General features: G+C 63.4%; 18 protein-coding genes. 6 read left to right on the top strand and 12 right to left on the bottom strand.

Annotated features, from left to right (window positions below; genetic code table 11):
* Nucleotides 1–25: 25 nt before the first annotated feature.
* From lspA to ACWGXF_RS01740, 3 genes are all read right to left on the bottom strand, one after another.
* Nucleotides 26–541, bottom strand: coding sequence for a signal peptidase II (gene lspA, locus ACWGXF_RS01750; RefSeq protein ID WP_012837177.1), 516 nt, complete (start codon nucleotides 539–541; stop codon nucleotides 26–28).
* Nucleotides 542–658: 117 nt separating this feature from the next.
* Nucleotides 659–3,514 (bottom strand): isoleucine--tRNA ligase, encoded by a 2,856-nt coding sequence (gene ileS, locus ACWGXF_RS01745; RefSeq protein WP_256629827.1) that lies wholly within the window; start codon nucleotides 3,512–3,514, stop codon nucleotides 659–661.
* A 105-nt stretch (nucleotides 3,515–3,619) separates the two neighbouring features.
* Complete coding sequence (locus ACWGXF_RS01740) at nucleotides 3,620–4,681, bottom strand: bifunctional riboflavin kinase/FAD synthetase (RefSeq protein WP_012837179.1); 1,062 nt, start codon at nucleotides 4,679–4,681, stop codon at nucleotides 3,620–3,622.
* Nucleotides 4,682–4,863: 182 nt separating this feature from the next.
* On the opposite strand from ACWGXF_RS01740, the gene ACWGXF_RS01735 reads away from it, so the two are divergent.
* Complete coding sequence (locus tag ACWGXF_RS01735) at nucleotides 4,864–5,421, top strand: HNH endonuclease (protein WP_003066139.1); 558 nt, start codon at nucleotides 4,864–4,866, stop codon at nucleotides 5,419–5,421.
* 60 nt (nucleotides 5,422–5,481) lie between these two features.
* Here ACWGXF_RS01735 and ACWGXF_RS01730 read toward each other — a convergent pair whose 3' ends face one another.
* From ACWGXF_RS01730 to ACWGXF_RS01715, 4 genes are read right to left on the bottom strand one after another with little or no spacing between them, the layout of a single operon-like run.
* The gene (locus ACWGXF_RS01730) at nucleotides 5,482–5,970 is read right to left on the bottom strand and encodes a nucleoside deaminase (protein ID WP_012837180.1); all 489 of its coding nucleotides are present in this window, start codon (nucleotides 5,968–5,970) and stop codon (nucleotides 5,482–5,484) included.
* Between the two features lie 24 nt (nucleotides 5,971–5,994).
* Nucleotides 5,995–6,330 (bottom strand): hydroxyisourate hydrolase, encoded by a 336-nt coding sequence (uraH, locus tag ACWGXF_RS01725; protein ID WP_012837181.1) that lies wholly within the window; start codon nucleotides 6,328–6,330, stop codon nucleotides 5,995–5,997.
* A 43-nt stretch (nucleotides 6,331–6,373) separates the two neighbouring features.
* Nucleotides 6,374–6,889, bottom strand: a complete 516-nt coding sequence (locus tag ACWGXF_RS01720; protein ID WP_087865182.1) for a hydroxyisourate hydrolase — start codon at nucleotides 6,887–6,889, stop codon at nucleotides 6,374–6,376.
* Nucleotides 6,890–6,903: 14 nt separating this feature from the next.
* Entirely contained in the window at nucleotides 6,904–8,241 is a 1,338-nt protein-coding gene (locus tag ACWGXF_RS01715; protein ID WP_003066146.1) for an MFS transporter, read from the bottom strand.
* A 130-nt stretch (nucleotides 8,242–8,371) separates the two neighbouring features.
* Between ACWGXF_RS01715 and ACWGXF_RS01710 the strand changes: the two genes are divergently transcribed.
* From ACWGXF_RS01710 to ACWGXF_RS01700, 3 genes are all read left to right on the top strand, one after another.
* Complete coding sequence (locus ACWGXF_RS01710) at nucleotides 8,372–9,304, top strand: LysR family transcriptional regulator (protein WP_054073531.1); 933 nt, start codon at nucleotides 8,372–8,374, stop codon at nucleotides 9,302–9,304.
* 68 nt (nucleotides 9,305–9,372) lie between these two features.
* Nucleotides 9,373–9,927: a 2-oxo-4-hydroxy-4-carboxy-5-ureidoimidazoline decarboxylase gene (uraD, locus tag ACWGXF_RS01705; RefSeq protein WP_054073532.1), complete on the top strand. Its 555-nt coding sequence runs from the start codon at nucleotides 9,373–9,375 to the stop codon at nucleotides 9,925–9,927.
* Between the two features lie 221 nt (nucleotides 9,928–10,148).
* Nucleotides 10,149–11,096, top strand: a complete 948-nt coding sequence (locus tag ACWGXF_RS01700) for a bestrophin family protein (RefSeq protein ID WP_039049845.1) — start codon at nucleotides 10,149–10,151, stop codon at nucleotides 11,094–11,096.
* A gap of 75 nt (nucleotides 11,097–11,171) precedes the next feature.
* Here ACWGXF_RS01700 and ACWGXF_RS01695 read toward each other — a convergent pair whose 3' ends face one another.
* From ACWGXF_RS01695 to ACWGXF_RS01680, 4 genes are all read right to left on the bottom strand, one after another.
* Nucleotides 11,172–11,666, bottom strand: a complete 495-nt coding sequence (locus ACWGXF_RS01695; RefSeq protein ID WP_054073627.1) for a nucleoside deaminase — start codon at nucleotides 11,664–11,666, stop codon at nucleotides 11,172–11,174.
* Between the two features lie 163 nt (nucleotides 11,667–11,829).
* Nucleotides 11,830–12,945 (bottom strand): acyl-CoA dehydrogenase family protein, encoded by a 1,116-nt coding sequence (locus ACWGXF_RS01690; RefSeq protein ID WP_054073628.1) that lies wholly within the window; start codon nucleotides 12,943–12,945, stop codon nucleotides 11,830–11,832.
* Between the two features lie 144 nt (nucleotides 12,946–13,089).
* Nucleotides 13,090–14,271, bottom strand: coding sequence for an acyl-CoA dehydrogenase family protein (locus ACWGXF_RS01685; protein WP_039049848.1), 1,182 nt, complete (start codon nucleotides 14,269–14,271; stop codon nucleotides 13,090–13,092).
* A gap of 230 nt (nucleotides 14,272–14,501) precedes the next feature.
* On the bottom strand, nucleotides 14,502–15,191 hold the full coding sequence (locus ACWGXF_RS01680) for a YceH family protein (RefSeq protein WP_003067883.1): 690 nt from the start codon (nucleotides 15,189–15,191) through the stop codon (nucleotides 14,502–14,504).
* Nucleotides 15,192–15,277: 86 nt separating this feature from the next.
* Between ACWGXF_RS01680 and purN the strand changes: the two genes are divergently transcribed.
* Nucleotides 15,278–15,856: a phosphoribosylglycinamide formyltransferase gene (purN, locus tag ACWGXF_RS01675; protein ID WP_034356517.1), complete on the top strand. Its 579-nt coding sequence runs from the start codon at nucleotides 15,278–15,280 to the stop codon at nucleotides 15,854–15,856.
* A gap of 50 nt (nucleotides 15,857–15,906) precedes the next feature.
* Here purN and ACWGXF_RS01670 read toward each other — a convergent pair whose 3' ends face one another.
* Nucleotides 15,907–16,164, bottom strand: coding sequence for a DUF1653 domain-containing protein (locus ACWGXF_RS01670; RefSeq protein WP_039049850.1), 258 nt, complete (start codon nucleotides 16,162–16,164; stop codon nucleotides 15,907–15,909).
* A 140-nt stretch (nucleotides 16,165–16,304) separates the two neighbouring features.
* Between ACWGXF_RS01670 and ACWGXF_RS01665 the strand changes: the two genes are divergently transcribed.
* Nucleotides 16,305–17,636 (top strand): RsmB/NOP family class I SAM-dependent RNA methyltransferase, encoded by a 1,332-nt coding sequence (locus ACWGXF_RS01665; protein WP_054073533.1) that lies wholly within the window; start codon nucleotides 16,305–16,307, stop codon nucleotides 17,634–17,636.
* Nucleotides 17,637–17,749: the final 113 nt, after the last annotated feature.

Below are 17,749 nucleotides of genomic sequence, written 5' to 3'. Positions count from 1 at the left end.
CTTGCCGATGGAAAGCGCCTGGCGCTTACACGCTCTGGTTCTTGGCGCGTTTTGCGCGCAAAACCTCATCCAGGATCAGCAGTATGGCGCCCAGCGTGATGCCCATATCGGCCACGTTGAAGGCCGGAAAGTGGCTGCTGCCCCAGTAGAAGTCCAGAAAGTCCACCACATAGCCGTGTTGCAGGCGGTCCACCACATTGCCGATGGCCCCGCCCAGAATGCTGGACAGCGACAGGCAGAACATCTTCTCGCCAGGGTGCTTGCGCAGCTGCCAGACGATGAGCACGGTGGCAATCACGCCTATGGCCACGAACAGCCAGCGCTGCCAGCCGCTGCCGCCCGCAAGGAAGGAGAAGGCGGCGCCCGTGTTGTGCGCGCGCACGATGTTGAAGAAGCTGGTGATGGGAGTCCAGTCCCCATACTGGTAGTGGCTCAGAATCATCTGCTTGGTGACCTGATCCACGCCGATGATGACAAGCGCCCACAGCAGCCAGGGCCAGATACGGCCAAGGCCTGCGGAGGAGGTCTGGGTGTTGCTCATGGCAGCTCTTTGCTAAGGTTTTTTGATAGCGGTTAGCACTTGACTCAAAAGGATTTCAGCAAAAATAAATGCTGAAAATGGCTGCCAGCATACGCTGGCAGCTCACTTTTTTAAGACTCAAGCCTTGGTGCGGACTTCGCCCGTGCCGTGCAGATTGCTGTCGCAGCGGCCGCAGATCGAGGGGTGCTCGGGGTTCACGCCCACGTCTTCACGGTAGTGCCAGCAGCGCTCGCACTTGGCGTGCTCGCTGGCCTTCACGGTGGTGGTCAGGGCATCGCCGGCCACGGCAGTCGCTGCCGAGGTGATGAAGACGAACTTCAGATCGTCCTTGAGGCTTTGCAGCAGGGCCAGGTCCTCGGGCTCGGCCGTGAGCGTGACTTCGGCCTGCAAAGATGAACCCACGGCGCCGGTGGTGCGCACCACTTCGATGTCCTTGTTGACCTGGTTGCGGATCTCGCACAGGCGCGTCCACTTGGCCAGCAGGCCTTCGTCGCCGGCGGGCAGCTCGGTGAACTTCTCCAGGAAGATGGATTCGCTGTGGCCCACGATCTTCCAGGCTTCCTCGGCCGTGAACGACAGGAAGGGCGACATCCAGCGCAGCAGCGCCTGGGTGATCTGGTAGAGCGCGGTCTGGGCCGAGCGGCGTGCCAGGCTTTTGGGGGCGCTGGTGTAGAGGCGGTCCTTGAGCACGTCCAGGTAGAAGCCGCCCAGGTCTTCGGAGCAGAACAGCTGCAGCTTGGCGACGACGGGGTGGAACTCGTAGACCTTGTAGTGGGCCAGGATCTCCTGCTGCAGCTGGGCCGAGCGCGCCAGCGCGAACTGGTCGATCTCCAGCATCTCGCCATAGGCCACGGCATCCTTGCTGGCGTCGAAGTCGCTGGTGTTGGCCAGCAGAAAGCGCAGCGTGTTGCGGATGCGGCGATAGGCGTCCACCACGCGGGCCAGGATCTTGTCGTCGATGCCCAGGTCGCCCGAGTAGTCGGTCGAGGCCACCCACAGGCGGATGATTTCCGCGCCCATCTTGCTCGACACGTCCTGCGGCGCCACGGTGTTGCCCAGCGACTTGGACATCTTCTTGCCCTGGCCGTCCACGGTGAAGCCATGGGTCAGCAGGCCGCGATAGGGCGCGCGGCCGAAGATGGCCGAAGCCAGCAGCAGCGAGCTGTGGAACCAGCCGCGGTGCTGGTCGTGGCCTTCCAGGTACAGATCGGCCTCGGGGCCGTGGTCGTGGTGGTGCTCGGGGTGGGTGCCGCGCAGCACATGCCAGAAGGTGGAGCCGGAGTCGAACCACACCTCCAGAATGTCGGTGCTCTTGGTATAGCTCTTGGCCTCTTCGGCGCCCAGGATATCTTCGGTGCTGACGCGGCTCCAGGCCTCGATGCCGCCCTGCTCGATCATGGCGGCCGCCTGGTCGATGATCTCCATGGTGCGGGGGTGCAGAGCGCCCGTGTCCACATGCAGGAAGAAGGGGATGGGCACGCCCCACGAGCGCTGGCGCGAGATGCACCAGTCGGGACGGCCGGCGATCATCGCGCGCAGGCGGTCCTGGCCGTTTTGCGGGTAGAAGCTGGTCTGCTCGATGGCGTCCAGCGCGATCTGGCGCAGGGTCTTCTCGGGCTTTTGCGCGGGATCGGTGAACACGCCTTCACCTTCGTCCATGCGGATGAACCACTGGGCGGCAGCGCGGTAGATGACGGGCGTCTTGTGGCGCCAGCAGTGCGGATAGCTGTGGCTGATGGTGGTGGTGTCCATCAGGCGGCCTGCGACCTTCAGGGCGTCGAGGATGACGGGCACGGCCTTCCAGATATGCTGGCCGCCGAACATGGGCAGGTCGGCCGCGTACACGCCGTTGCCCTGCACGGGGTTCAGGATCTGCTTGTAGTCCATGCCGTTGGACATGCAGCTGTTGAAGTCGTCCACGCCATAGGCAGGGGCCGAGTGCACGATACCGGTACCGTCGTCGGCGGTGGCGTATTCGGCCAGGTACACGGGCGAGATGCGGTCAAAGCCCTTGTCCACATGGGCCAGAGGGTGCTTGAAGGGCATGTGGTCGAGCTTCTCGCCCTTGGCGGTGGCGAGCACGCGGCCCTCCAGCTTCCAGCGGGCCAGGCATTTCTCGACCAGGGCGGAGGCCACGATCAGCAGACCGCGCTCGGTCTCCACCAGGCTGTATTCCAGATCGGGGTTGACGTTCAGCGCCTGGTTGGCGGGGATGGTCCAGGCTGTCGTCGTCCAGATGACGATGAAGGCTTCCTTGTCGAGCTTGTCCAGGCCGAATGCTGCGGCCAGTTTGGCAGGCTCGGCAGCGGGGAACATCACGTCCAGGGTCTGGCTTTGCTTGTCGGCGTATTCGATCTCGAACTCGGCCAGCGAGGAGGCGCAGTCAAAGCACCAGTAAACGGGCTTGAGGCCGCGGTAGACAAAGCCACGCTCCATCACCGTCTTCAAGGCACGCAGCTCGGCGGCCTCGTTGGCGTAGTTCATGGTCTTGTAGGGGTGATCCCAGTCGCCGAGCACGCCCAGGCGCTTGAAGTCCACCATCTGCTGCTCGATCTGCTCGGCGGCAAAGGTGCGGCTCTTGGCCTGCATCTCGTCGCGCGGCAGGTTGCGGCCATGCAGCTTTTCGATGGCGTTCTCGATGGGCAGGCCGTGGCAGTCCCAGCCCGGTGCGTAGAGCGCGTCAAAGCCTTCGAGCTGGCGGCTCTTGACGATCATGTCCTTGAGGATCTTGTTCACCGCATGGCCGATGTGCAGCTTGCCGTTGGCGTACGGAGGGCCGTCGTGCAGGATGAACTTGGGCGCGCCGCTGCGGGCGTCGCGCAGCTTCTTGTAGATGCCTTGGTCATCCCATTCCTTGGCCCAGGCGGGTTCGCGCTTGGGCAGGTCGCCGCGCATGGGGAAAGGGGTGTCGGGCATGTTCAGCGTGGCGCGGTAAGCGGACGCTTCGGGCTTGTTGGACTTCGAATCAGACATGGGAAACCTTGAAAGCAATGCGGTGCCCGGGCAGTTCTGCCTGGGCGTGAATGGTGAGGTGAGCGCCAGTGCGCTGCTGCGCCTGGGACGTGCGAGCAGCGAGCTTCAAATTCGGTCGCGCGTGGTCTGGCGACGGGTCTCTGTGTGCGACGAGGTGTGAGACGGTATGTGGGCCGAGGCGAAAAACGCGCGCGCGTCATCGCAGTCCTTGGCGATGCCGACCGTCAGGGCATCGAGACTGTCATACTTCAGCTCGTCGTGCAGTTTGTGCAGAAGTTCCACGCGGATGATTTTACCGTAGGCACCTTCTCCACCCAGTTGAGCGGGCCAATCGAAGCAGTGGGTCTCCAGCAGCACCCGACCGCCGTTGATGTCGTTGGGGTCCAGCGAAGGGCGCACGCCCAGGTTGGCCACGCCCTGCAGCGGCTTGTCCGTCAGACCATGCACCAGCACGGCAAAAATGCCGCTGGCGGCAGGTTTCCAGTGGTCGAAACGCAGATTCAGCGTGCGAAAGCCGTCCTCGGCTCCGCTCATTGATTCGGCCAGTTTGCGGCCCAGCTTGCGGCCATGCACCACATGGCCCGAGATGCGGTAGGGGTGGCCCAGCAGCTTGGCGGCCTGCTGCATGTCGCCGGCGGCCAGGGCCTCGCGCACGGCCGTGCTGGAGACGCGCAGCCCATGGACTTCATAGCTGTTCATGCGGGCCACATCAAAGCCCAGGGCCTGGCCGGCGTTGTCCAGCATGGCGTAATCGCCGGCGCGCTTGGAGCCAAAGCGGAAGTCGTCTCCCACCAGCACGTACTTGGCGCCCAGGCCCGAGATCAGCACGTCCTGAATGAAGTCCTCGGGACTCTGGCTGGCCAGGGCCTGGTTGAAGGGCAGGATCACGACCTGATCGACGCCGCAGACCTCGAGCTGGCTGAGCTTGTCACGCAGCGTGCCAACGCGGGCAGGCGCCAACTCCGGCTTGCCCAGCTTCTGGGCAAAGTAGTCGCGCGGGTGCGGCTCGAAGGTCATGGCGCAGCTGGGGATGCCGCGCTGGGCGGCCTCGGCCTTGAGCAGGCCGAGCATGGCTTGATGTCCCCGGTGTACACCATCAAAATTGCCAATGGTCACAGCGCAGGCCGGGGCCAGGCCGGGATGATTGATGCCGCGGAAAATCTTCATGGACTGCTTTGTTATTTATAGCAACTGGCGCCGATGCATGCGACACAAGCCGTCAATTTGACATAGTTTCAGAGTATATTGCTTCAAATCAGGCAGCTGTGGAGGCTGCACGATTGTGCTCAAAAGCGCCAAGACGCTTGTCCGTTTTCCGTGGTCCAAGTTTGACTGTATGGAGGCTGGTTGTGAAAGTCTTGAAGCTGACAGCCCAGGGGCTGCCGCAGTCCTGGGTAACGCTGGAGCAGGCGGCGCTGCATTACGCAGCAGAAGATGTGCGCTGGGAAGCCGGTGTCGAAATCGCCTGCTTTCGCGGTGGCCACAATGCGGTGACCGGCAAGCAGTCAGTCATTCACATCAACTCCATCATCGGCACCAAGGGCATGCCGAACATCAACCCGCATGAGCTGCTGCCGGGTCTGACCAATGGCAAGCTCTTTGCTCGTGACCGCTGCGTCTGCGCCTATTGCGGGCGGCGCTTCCATGAGAGCGATCTCACGCGCGAGCACATTGTCCCCGTGAGCACCGGCGGGCAGCACAGCTGGATGAACCTGGTCACGGCCTGCCGCGCCTGCAACCACCGCAAGGGGGCCAGAACGCCGGAGCAGGCCCGCATGCCCTTGCTCTACACCCCCTACACGCCCACGCTGTGGGAGGACTTCATCCTGAGAAACCGCCGCATTCTGGCCGACCAGATGGAGTTTCTCGTGGCCCATGTGCCGCGTGGATCGCGCTGGCGCAGCTAGGGCGTAAAAAAAAGCCCCGGGCTGGCGCCGCGGGGCAGGAGCAAGAGGACAGAAACGCGTTCAGACTGTGGTGGAGACGGCTTTTTGCCAGGCTTCGTAGAGGTCTTCGCCCTCGTCGCGCACGCGCTGGCCGATCAGAGCCATCTCGCGCTGCTCCTCGGGCTTGGCCAGTTCCACATAGCCGCGCGCGGCCGACAGATCGTAGGGCTCGCCGTCTTCGTTGGAGTAGGCGAAATACACCTGCTTCACGCCGGCCAGCAACATGGCCGTGTAGCACATGGAGCAAGGGTAGCCGCTGGCATACATGACGGCCCCCGACAGATCGGTGCTGCCCTGGGCCTTGGCTCCTATGCGCAGGGCCTGCATCTCGGCGTGGGCCGAGGGGTCGCAGAGCTCATCGACCTGGTTGACGGCGCGCGCCAGCACCTGGCCGTTCCTGACCAGCACGGCGCCGAAGGGCCAGGTGGGCTGCTGGCGGCCTTTGACATTGCCCATGGCCAAGCGTATGGATTCAAGCAGGTATTTGCCGCTGTCGTTTTCGTTGTTCATCGAGTCGTTCTCCTTGGTAAAAAATCAGCTGCCGCGGTAGGTGTTGAAGAACCACGGCGAGCACAGCATGGGCACGTGGTAGTGCTGGGCCGCGTCGAAGATGGAAAAGCGCACCAGCACTTCTTCCGACAGCGCCGTGGGCTCCTTGAAATGCTCGCCTGTGTAAAAGCGCAGCTCGAAGTCCCCGGTGCGGGCCGCGGCGGCGGGCAGCATGGGGGCGTCGGTGCGACCGTCGGCATTGGTACGGGTGCTGTTCAGGCGCTGCGCCGGGGTCTGCGCCACGTCGTAGAGTTCCACCCGCATGCCGGCTATGGGGCGACCGGTGGTGAGGTTGAGTACATGGGTGCTGATGCCTGCCATAGTGGTCTTTCAATGGGTTGCGATAGAGCGCGGATACGCCGGCTCAGCTGCCGCGCGAATAGGTATAGCTCCAGGGGCCGAACTGGATGGGCAGATGGATGCGCTCTGCCGTGTTCACGATCTGGAAGCGCACCGGCACCTTGGACAGAAAGGCCGGGCGCGGCAGCTTGGCGCCCTTGGCAGCAAAGTACTCGTCCACGTGCAGCAGCATTTCGTAGCGGCCGCTGCGGTAGCTGTCGTCGATCAGCAGCGGTTCGTCGGCCCGGCCGTTGGCGTTCACGACAAAGCTGCGTATCGGCACATAGGTTTCGCCGTCGAAGCGCGAAAAGTCGATGCGCAAGCCCGTGGCTGCAGAGCCATGGAAGGTGTCCACGGCATGCATGGTCAGGCGCGGGCTGACACCATGCAGCACGATGGGGCCGGTGGTCTGGGCCGGCACTGCCGGGGAGGTGTCGGCGGCCAGCGCGCCGTGTGTGCCTGTCAGGGCCGAGGCGCCGAGCACGAGGCCCGAGAGTGCGAACTGTCGGCGCGACGGGGTCGGTGTGGGTGTGGGATGCATGCGGGATGACTCCTTCAAACGTTCTTGCGGCGCTGGATGCGGGCGACGAAGGCGATGGCGAGAACGGCTGCCAGCGCTTCCACGATGGCCACCAGGTACAGGCCCGGAGCGACCTTGCCGGTGGAGGCCTTGATCACGCCCATCAGATAAGGGGCACCGAAGCCGGCCAGATTGGCCACCGAGTTGATCAGCGCCACGCCCACTGCAGCAGCGCCGCCGCTGAGCAGCATATTGGGCATCTGCCAGAACACGGGGATCGCGCTCATGGTGCCCACCAGTGCCAGGACCATGGCCGTCAGCGCCACGATCACGGGGATGCTGTCCATGCCCATGGTGAAGGCCAGGGCCAGCATGCCCACGGCGCCCAGCAGGGCCGAGCCCGCGAAGTGCCAGCGTACCTCGCCACGGTGGTCGGAATGGCGACCGTTGATGATCATGCCGGCCGCGCCGAGCAGATAGGCGGCACCGGCGATCCAGCCCACCTGCATGGGCGAGGTGAAGCCCGCTTCGCGAATCACGGTGGGAATCCAGAAGGTCAGCGTGGAGTTGGCGCAGAGCAGGCAGAAGAACACGGCGATCAGCAGCCACACCATGGGGTTGCCGAACAGGGTGCGCCAGTCGCTGTGGCGCTCGCCCTGGGCCTTCTGGTCGATTTCGAGTTGCTGGCGCACGACGGCACGGTCCGTGTCGGTGAGCCATTTGGCTTCCTCGGGGCGGTCGGTCATGTAGAAGTAGGCAAAGATGCCGGCCAGCACCGAGGGGATGCCTTCGATGATGAACAGCCACTGCCAGCCGTGCATGCCGTGCGCGCCTGCAGCCCAGGTCATGATGCCGCCAGCCAGCGGGCCGCCGATGACGCCGGCGATGGCCGAGGCCGACATGAAGGTGCCGAAGGCCTTGGCGCGGCGCTTGGACGGATACCAGTAGGTCAGGTAGAGGATGATGCCGGGGTAGAAGCCGGCCTCGAATACGCCCATCAGAAAGCGCAGGATGTAGAACTGGGTCGGTGTCGTCACCCAGGCCTGCAAGATGCAGATCAGGCCCCAGCCTATGGTGATGCGCATCACCGTCTTCTTGGCGCCTATCTTCTGCAGCAACATGTTGGAGGGCACTTCGAACAGGAAGTAGCCGATGAAGAAGATGCCGGCGCCCAGGCCGTAGACGGCTTCGCTGAATTTCAGGTCGTCGAGCATCTGCAGCTTGGCGAAGCCGATGTTGACGCGGTCCAGCCAGGCCAGCACCCACAGCACGCCCAGAAAGGGCAGCAGGCGCCAGGAAATCTTGGAGTAGGTGGCGTCGACCTGATCGACGGAAGCAGCAGTGCCGCTGATCGGCACATGATGAGCACTCATGGCAAGTCCTTGTCTCGGAAATTTGTTGTTGGGTTTGCGGACACTTGCATGGTCGCGACTTGTGGCGATATGCGAAACTAAGCGCCTGCTATGAGCCGCATAGCAAAATGCATATCTCTAGGGAAAACACGTGTCTCGCAGCGAAGAACCGTTCGATACCTATTTGCTGCGCGTGCTGTGCACCCTGATCAGCGAAAAAAGCGTGTCGCGCGCGGCAATACGCCTCAATCAGTCACAACCGGCCATCAGCGCGGCGCTGCGGCGATTGCGGGCCATCTTCAACGACCCTTTGCTGGTGCGGGACAAGAACCGCATGGTGCCGACGGCGCGCGCGCTTCAGGCCGTGGAGCAGGCACGTGCGGCGCTGGGCCTGATCGACGGGCTGCTGAGCGTCGGCAAGGAATTTGTGGCCGAGACCACGCAACTGCGCTTCACCATCGCCATGCCCGACTATCTGGCACCGCCCTTCATGGCGCGCGTGGTCCAGCTCATGCGAGCGCAGGCACCGGGCGCGAGGCTGGTCCTGCTGCCGCTGGGCCAGAACTTCGACTACGAGCAGGCCCTGCAAAGCGGCGAGGTGGATATCGTCATCGGCAACTGGCCGAGCCCGCCCGAGCATTTGCACATGTCCACGCTGCTCGAGGACGAGGTGGTCTGCCTGCTCGATGAAACGCATCCTCTGGCCGGGCCGGGCCGGCTGACGGCCGAGCACTATCTGCAGGCCGCGCATGTGGTGTTCACGCCTTATTCGCCCGATCAGCGCGGCGTGGTGGAGAGCAGTCTGGGCACCATGCGCGTGAGCCGTGACGGCCGCGTGCAATGCTCGCACTTCTCGATGGCGCCGGATCTGCTGGTGGGCACCGACCTGCTGCTGACCACCAGCCGCCATTTCGCGGCCTATCACGCCAGACGGTTGCCGCTGACCATGGTGCCTCTGCCCATGGGCAACCGCGTCATGCGCTTCTACCAGCTCTGGCATTCGTCCCGGCACCGGGATGCCTCCCATATCTGGCTGCGCGCCCTGCTCAATCAGGCCTCGCAGGTCCTGACGGCATCGACGTAGCCGGCTGCTATACGGGCTATAACAAGCAAGCACTGTGAGGCGGGAAACGCGCTTCCTACACTGGCCTCATGACTAGCACCACTACCTCCTCCATCCCCACGCTCGACGAGCTCAACGTCATGACGCACGCAGACTTTGCGGCCGCGCTCGGCGAGGTTTTTGAATACGCCCCCTGGGTGGCCGAGGCTGCAGCGCAGCAGCGCCCCTTTGCCAGCCTGGACGCACTGCACCAGGCCATGCTGGCCGCCGTGCATGGCAGCCCGCGTGAGCAGACCCTGCGCTTTCTCTGTGGCCACCCCGAGCTGTCGGCCAGCGCCGTGCGCTCCGGCACGCTGACCGTTGACTCCCAGCAGGAGCAGCAAAGCGCGGGGCTGGGAGATTTGGCGCAGGAGCAGGGCGAGCGCTTGGCCGAGCTGAACCAGGCTTATCGCACGCGCCATGGCTTTCCCTTCATCGCCTGCGTGCGCCACTACACGCGCGCCGGCCTGTTTGCCGAGCTGGCCTCGCGTACCGAGCGCGGCACCGAGCAGGAGTTTGCCGAAGCCCTGCGCCAGATCGGCTTCATCAGCCGCCTGCGCCTGTCGCAACGCGTGAGTAGTGCCAGCAGCTTGCAGGCAGCCTGAGCCCCTATCGCCGCCCAAGCCCCGCAATGCGGGGCTTTTCTTATGCTGGCTGGCGGGTTGGCACCCTATGTCGGGGTTGGCTGCCCAGGTGCAGCAGATGCCGCATGGACCGTGCTGGCGCGGCCCAGGCTGCCTACTGACGCAGTGGGAGTTCTCGGCACTGGCTGAAATCCCCGCATGCTTGTGATTGAATTCGGGTTTAGACCTTATTTCTCGTTTTCATGATCGTCAGAGATCGCCCGTCGGGCTTCAAGCTGCTGTGGATTGTCCGGGGCTCGGTGCTGCAACGCATCAAAGGCGTGCTTGCCGTCAACATCGTGCTGGCCATCATCGTCACCGTGGCGCATGGCACGCTGTTCCACACCAAGATTCCCATCACGCCGATCCCGTTCACCCTGATCGGCCTGCCGCTGGCGATTTTTCTGGGCTTTCGCAACAACACCGCGTATGCGCGCTACTGGGAGGGTCGCAAGCTCTGGGGCGAGATCGTGATCTATGCACGCACGCTGGCGCGCCAGTGCCTGAGCCTGATCGAGCTCGATCACCCCATAGACCCGCGCCAGCGGGCCAGCGATGTGCGCGTGCGCATGGTGCACCGGGCCGTGGCTTTTTCTCATGTGCTGCGGGCCCAGCTGCGCGGCCTCAAGGACGATGTGGCGGCCCAGCAGTGGCTGACCCATGCCGAGTGGCAGCGCCTGCAACTGCTGCCGCTGAATCAGCGCACCGATGCGCTGATGCTGGCCATGGGCAAGGATCTGGGCCAGTGCGTGCGCGAGCAGCGCATAGACCCCTGCCTGGCCGTGGAGCTGGACCGTACCCTCAACGGCTTCACGACGGCCGCTGCCTCCTGCGAGCGCATCCGCAATACGCCGATTCCGTTTTCCTACACCTTGCTGCTGCACCGCACGGCCCATCTGTACTGCTTTTTGCTGCCTTTCGGTCTGGTGGACATCACGGGCTTCATGACGCCGTTTGTCGTAGCCATCGTGGCCTATACCTTCTACGGTCTCGATGTGCTGGGTGACGAGCTGGAAGAGCCATTCGGCATGGAAAGCAACGACCTGGCACTGGACAGCATTTGCCGCAGCATCGAGATCAGCCTCAGCCAGTCGCTGGGTGACCCCCAGGTTCCGGCGCCGCTCAAGCCGGTGGACTATCTGCTGACCTGAGGTCCTCCAGAATGCAAAAGCCCTGAACTCGTCATTCAGGGCTTTGTTCATGATGGCGGCTGGAGCCAGTGCAGGCTAGACCGTGGCGCGATCTTCGTCCACGGCCTTTTGCCAGGCCTGGTACAGGTCCTCGCCGGCATCGCGCACGCGGTGGCTGATGACGGGCAGTTCGCGCCGGCCTTCAGGGCGAGCCAGTTCCTCATAGCCGCGCGCGGCCGACAGGTCATAGGGCTCGCCGTCTTCGTTGGAGTAGGCGAAGTACACCTGTTTCACGCCGGCCAGCAGCATGGCGGTGTGGCACATGGAGCAGGGATAGCCGCTGGCATACATGACGGCCCCGGATAGATCGGTGCTGCCCAGGGCCTTGGCGGCAATGCGCAGGGCCTGCATCTCGGCGTGGGCCGTGGGATCGCACAGATCATCGACCTGGTTGACGGCGCGCGCCAGGACCTTGCCGTCACGCACCAGCACGGCACCGAAAGGCCAGGTCGCGGATTCGCGGCCCTTGACATTGCCCATGGCTAGGCGGATGGACTCCAGCAGATACTTTTCGCTGTCTCGGGTGCTCATGCATGTCTCCTTGATCTTTGTGAATGGCGCAAAGATCATAGGAAGAGCGGCAGGGTCCATAGTGCATGCAGCAAGCAAAACAGCACGCCGAAGCGTGCTGTTGACTTTTAGTTTTGGGTTGAATGCAGTTGCCGTGATTTTGATGAATATTGATGCAGGCCTGTTAGGCAAAGACGCCGGCGCTGTCCTGCATATGGGCCGATACCGTGCCCAGGTGGTGCAAGGTGTCGCCTCCCGTCATCTCCATCTGGGTCAGGCGCTTGAAATAGTGGCTGCCCACATATTCGTCCGTCACGCCGATGCCGCCATGCAGCTGCACGGCCTGCTGGCCCACATAACGCATGGACTGGCCCAGCTGCACCTTGGCGCGAGCGATGGCGACATGGCGCTCCTCGGCAGGCGCGACCAGCTTGAGCGTGCCGTAGTAGCTCATGGAGCGGGCCAGCTCCAGCTGCATCTTCATATCGGCCACGCGGTGGCGCAGGGCCTGGAAGCTGGAGATCACCACGCCGAACTGCTTGCGCTGGTTCATGTACTCGGTGGTGAGCTTGAGCGTCTGCTCCATCACGCCGACGCCTTCGGCGCAAAGAGCGGCATTGCCCACATCCTGTGCCAGGGTGAGGGCAGCCACGCCATTGGTGGTGATCAGGGTGGCCGCTGCTGACCGGCAGACCAGATCGGCCGCGCGACCCTCATCCTGCGTGGCATAGGGCTTGGTGGCGACGCCTTCGCGGTCGTTCTCGACGAGGAAGAGCGCGATCTTGCCGTCGAGCTGGGCCGGCACGATGAAGGCGTCGGCCTGGTCGCCCGCAGGAACAATGTTTTTCGTAGCATCTACCGTATATCCATCGCCGGATTTAGAGGCTTTTGCGGCGCAAACATCAATCTGGTAGCGCGCCTTGCGCTCCTGCGATGCGAGCACAACCAGCTTTTCACCACTGGCGATACGGGGCAGCCAGGCTTGCTTGACGACTTCGTCGCCGAACTGACCGAGCAAGGCGGAGGCCACGAAAGCCTGGGTCAGAGGCTCCATCACCAGACCGCGGCCCAGCTCCTCCATGACCACCATCACATCGACCGCGCCCTGGCCCAGGCCGCCATATTGCTCGGGCACGGTGAGGGCCGTCAGGCCCAGCTCGGCCAGCTCGTTCCAGACCTCGCGCGAGAAGCCGCCTTGTTTGGCAATGCTCTGGCGGCGCTCGAAGGTATAGCCCTTGTCCACCCAGCGGGCCACGGCATCGCGCAGTTGCTGCTGGTCGTCGGAAAAATCGAAATCCATATTTGTCTCCTGCTGCTGAAGCGAGTGCGCCTTGCGCACCATCACATTCAGCGAAGCTCTAGCAAGAACCCCCTCCCGGAGGGGGCACGGGGTAGCAGTGCGAGTTCACGCAAGCGAAATCTCCGCGCTGCCGCCAGTTCCGAATCAGCCCAGCACCGTCTGCGCGACGATGTTTCGCTGCACCTCGTTGGAGCCGCCATAGATGGTGGTCTTGCGCATATTGAAGTAGGTCGCGGCCAGCGGCGCATTGCCCAGCACGTTGCCGGGAAAGTCGCCCTGGTAGCCGGCTTCCATGGCTTCCTGGATATAGGGCAGGGCATAAGGGCCTGCGGCCAGCATCATCAGCTCGGAGTAGCGCTGCTGAATCTCGCTGCCCTTGATCTTGAGCAGGCCGGCAATGTCCAGCGGGTTCTTGCCCGACTTCATGGCCGAGAGCACGCGCAGCACCAGCATTTCCAGCGCGATCACATCGATCTCCAGCAGGGCGATCTGATCACGGAAACGCTGGTCTTCCCAGACGCCTTCGGTCTTGGCGATGCGCTTGAGGCGCTCCAGCTCGCGCTTGGCACGGTTCACATCGGCGATATTCGTGCGCTCGTGGCTGAGCAGGTGCTTGGCATAGGTCCAGCCCTTGTTTTCCTCGCCGATCAGCTGGTCGGCAGGCACTTGCACATTGTCGAAAAAGACCTCGTTGACCTCGTGAGAACCGTCCAGCAGCTTGATGGGGCGCACGGTCACGCCCGGCGACTTCATGTCGACCAGCAGGAAGCTGATGCCGGTCTGGGGCTTGCCCTCGTTGCTGGTGCGCACCAGGCAGAAGATCCACTCGCCGTACTGGCCCAGCGTGGTCCAGGTCTTCTGGCCGTTGACGATGTATTTGTCGCCCACGCGTTCGGCGCGGGTCTTGACGCTGGCCAGGTCCGAGCCCGAACCCGGTTCGGAATAGCCCTGGCTCCACCAGACTTCGCCGCTGGCGATGCCGGGCAGAAAGCGCCGATGCTGCTCCGGTGTGCCATAGGCCATGATGACCGGCGCCACCATCACGGGGCCGAAGGGCACGATGCGCGGCGTGCCGGCGAGTGCGCATTCTTCCTCGAACAAATGCTTTTGTACGGCGCTCCAGCCGGGGCCGCCGAATTCCTTGGGCCAGCCGTAGCCGAGCCAGCCTTTTTTGCCCAGAATCTTGGCCCAGCGCTGCATGTCCTCGCGCGTCAGGTGTAGATCGTTGCGCACCTTGTGCGCAATATCCTCGGGCAGATTTGCCCGCACCCAGCTGCGGATCTCTTCGCGAAAAGCCTGTTCTTCAGGGGTGAATGCCAAGTCCATGCGTTGTCTCCTGCAAATGCTGGAGATTTGTAGCACGCACGTTCTTTTTCTGGCTGTCCGGGTTGCGACAAATGGCGGGAAACCCCAGGGATGAGCGCCTCCTGAGCGGCTGCGTCTGCCTGTCTTTGCGTGGCGTGAGCCAGTTTTTAGCGCCGGCCTGTCGTTTGTAATGAAACATGCTGCCAGCGCTTACTGGATAAAGGCCGGCAGCTATCAGTTTCTGTCTGGATTCATTCAGCAGAGGCAGCAGGCGGTTCCACGCCCAGCGATTCGCACAGCATCTGCACGGTGGCGCGCAGTTGGGCGACTTCGGTTTCGAGCGCATCCACACGCTGCTGCAGGGCCGATGCATTGCCGCCTGTGCTGGCGCTGCCGGTACTTGCTGCCAGGGCGTTGACATCCACCGGGCCGCAAAGCAGGTGGGCCCAGCGCTGTTCGCGGGCGCCGGGGGCGCGCGGCAGCTGCACGACCAGCGGGCCGCCTTTTTCCTCGCTGCGTTCGCGCAGTTCGTCGAGAAAGGCTTCGACCGAGGAGATGTCGGCAAAGCGGTGCCAGCGCTCGGAGTTGATGCGCAGCTCGCCAGCGGTCTGGGGGCCGCGCAGCATCAGCAGGGCCAGCAGCACGGCCGACTGGTCGGGCACGCCAATGCCGCGCGGGAAGTTGTGCTCCCAGCGCGTGGAACGCACGCTGCTGATCTGCACCGACAGGGTCTTGAGGCGCAGGCTGTCCAGTGCCTCCTGGGCTTCGCCCTCGCTGACCTCCATCACCGGGTCGCGGCTGGACTTCTGGTTGCAGCCCGTGACCAGGCTGTTGAGCGTGAGCGGATAGCTGTCGGGCACGGTGCGGGCTTTTTCCATCAGCGTGGCCAGAACGCGGGCTTCGATGGCGCTCAAAGGGGTGTTGCGTGGGTCAAACGGCATGGGATCTCCTCGAAAGTCTTAGAGCAGCGCACAGGAACTGGTGCAAACCCGATAGGGTTTGTCCGTCAATGCGACAATCGCCGCCCATGAAAAACATCGTGATCCTCATCTCGGGCGGCGGCTCGAACATGGCTGCCATTGTGCGTGCATCCCAGCAGCAGAACTGGGCAAAGCAGTACAACGCCCGCGTGAGCGCCGTGGTGAGCAACAAGGCCGAGGCCAAGGGCCTGGTGTTCGCGCGGGACAACGGCATCGCCACCGAGGTTCTGGATCACAAGCAGTTCGACAGCCGCGAGGCCTTTGATGCCGAGCTGACGCAGGTCATCGATCGCCATGCGCCCGATCTGGTGGTGCTGGCCGGTTTCATGCGCATTCTCACGCCAGGCTTTGTTGCGCACTATGAGGGCCGGCTGATCAACATCCATCCCTCGCTGCTGCCGGCCTTCACCGGTCTGCACACCCATCAGCGTGCGATTGATGCGGGCTGCAAGTTTGCGGGCTGCACCGTGCACCGCGTGACGGCCGAGCTCGACGTGGGCCCCATCCTGGAGCAGGCCGTGGTGCCCGTGCTGCAGGGTGACACGGCCGAGCTGCTGGCTGCGCGCGTGCTGGTGCAGGAGCACATCATCTATCCGCAAGCCGTGCTCAATCTGATCAAGGCTTGATCAGATTTGATAGCGTCTATCTCTTTGTAGGTAAGCGATAGAGCCTATCTTTATGCTGATTTCTGCTCTTCGGCGGGCAGGCGGCGAAAGCGTGGCTGTTCCACGCCGTCGATTACCACCGTCTCGTTGAACATGGCGGCAGGGCGCACCCATAGGCCATGCTCGCCATAGAGCGCGCGGTAAAGCGTCATGGGTTCCAGGGTTTCGCTGTGGCGCACCGTGGCTATGACTTCATAGCGCATGCCTTTGTAGTGTTCGTAGAGACCGGGCTCGGTGGTGATGAGTGCAGGCAGATCGTGGTCGGACATGATGCTTTAAAAAGATGAGCTGTCAACGCTTGAAGGAAAAGGGCTGAAGCCTGTTTTTACTATGAATCGTTTGGAGCAGGCCGGCGTCATAGATTTCTGGCGCCAGCCAGGGCCAGGGCGAGAGTGGGACAATTGCGCCCATGCATCCCAAAGCCCTTCTCGACGCTTGCTCTGAACTCGTCAAGCGCGCCCTGACATTTGAACACCCGGCTGATGCCGTGGTGTCCCGCTTTTTCCGCGAAAACCGCTATCTGGGCCCGCGCGAGCGCGCCACCCTGGCCGAAACCGTCTACACCGTGCTGCGCAAGAAGCTGCTGTTCGAAGCGCTGGCGCATTCGGGCAGCGGCGCACGCGAGCGCCGGCTGGCCATCCTGGGCTTTGCCGCCGTGCTGCGCGAGCAGGCCAAGAAGGAAGGCAAGGTCAAGAGCAAGGACGGCCAGGACAGCGAGACCTTTATCAAGGCCGCGCTGACGCCCCAGGAACTCAAGTGGCTGGCTGCCTGCGACGGCGTCAAGCCCGAAGAGCTGATGGAGGCGCACCGCCACAATCTGCCCGAATGGCTGGTCGAGCCGCTCAAGGCCCAGCTGGGTGATGGATTCTGGGCACTGGCCGCCAGCATGGAGCAGGCCGCTCCTCTGGATCTGCGTGTCAACACGCTCAACGACAAGCGCTCCGATCTGCGCAAGGAACTGGAAAAAGCCGGCATCAAGGCCGAGCCCACGCCGTTCTCGCCCATCGGTCTGCGTGTGGACGGCAAGCCCGCGCTGGCCAAGGTTGATGCCTTCAACCGCGGCGCCATCGAAGTGCAGGACGAAGGCTCGCAACTGCTGGCACTGATGCTGGATGCCAAGCGTGGCGAAATGGTGGTGGACTTTTGCGCTGGCGCCGGCGGCAAGACCCTGGCCATTGGCGCGGCCATGCGCAACACCGGCCGCCTGTATGCCTTCGACGTCTCGGGTCATCGCCTCGATGCGCTCAAGCCTCGTCTGGCGCGTTCGGGTCTTTCCAATGTCCACCCTGCCGCAATTGCCCACGAGCGCGACGAGCGCGTCAAGCGCCTGGCCGGCAAGATCGACCGCGTGCTGGTCGATGCTCCCTGCTCGGGCCTGGGTACGCTGCGCCGCAATCCCGACCTCAAGTGGCGCCAGAGCGTCAAGGCCGTGCAGGAGCTGACGCAGAAACAGGCTGCCATCCTGGAAAGCAGCGCGCGCCTGGTCAAGGCCGGTGGCCGTCTGATCTATGCCACCTGCTCCATCCTGCCAGAGGAAAACGAGGCCATCGCCGAAGCCTTCAGCGCCGCTCACCCCGAGTTCGTTCCGCTGGACGCGGGCGAGGTGCTCGAGCAGCTCAAGATTGCCGACGGCGACAAGCTTTGCAGCGGCGGTGACGAGGGCCGACGTTATCTGCGTCTGTGGCCACATCAGCACGAGACAGACGGGTTTTTCGCCGCTGTTTGGGTGAAAAAGGCGTAACTTCGGTGCAAATCCGGTATCTGCTGTCGGGGAATCGGCAGCAGCCCGGTCGGCGGATCACCTAAAATGGCACGACCGTGCTTATCGGGTGGGCGCGGTTTTTTGCCAAAGGC

It is taken from the genome of Comamonas sp. HJ-2, from assembly GCF_053615495.1.
The sequence above is the reverse complement of the archived record's forward strand: the minus strand, read 5'-3'. Positions and strand labels throughout refer to the sequence as shown.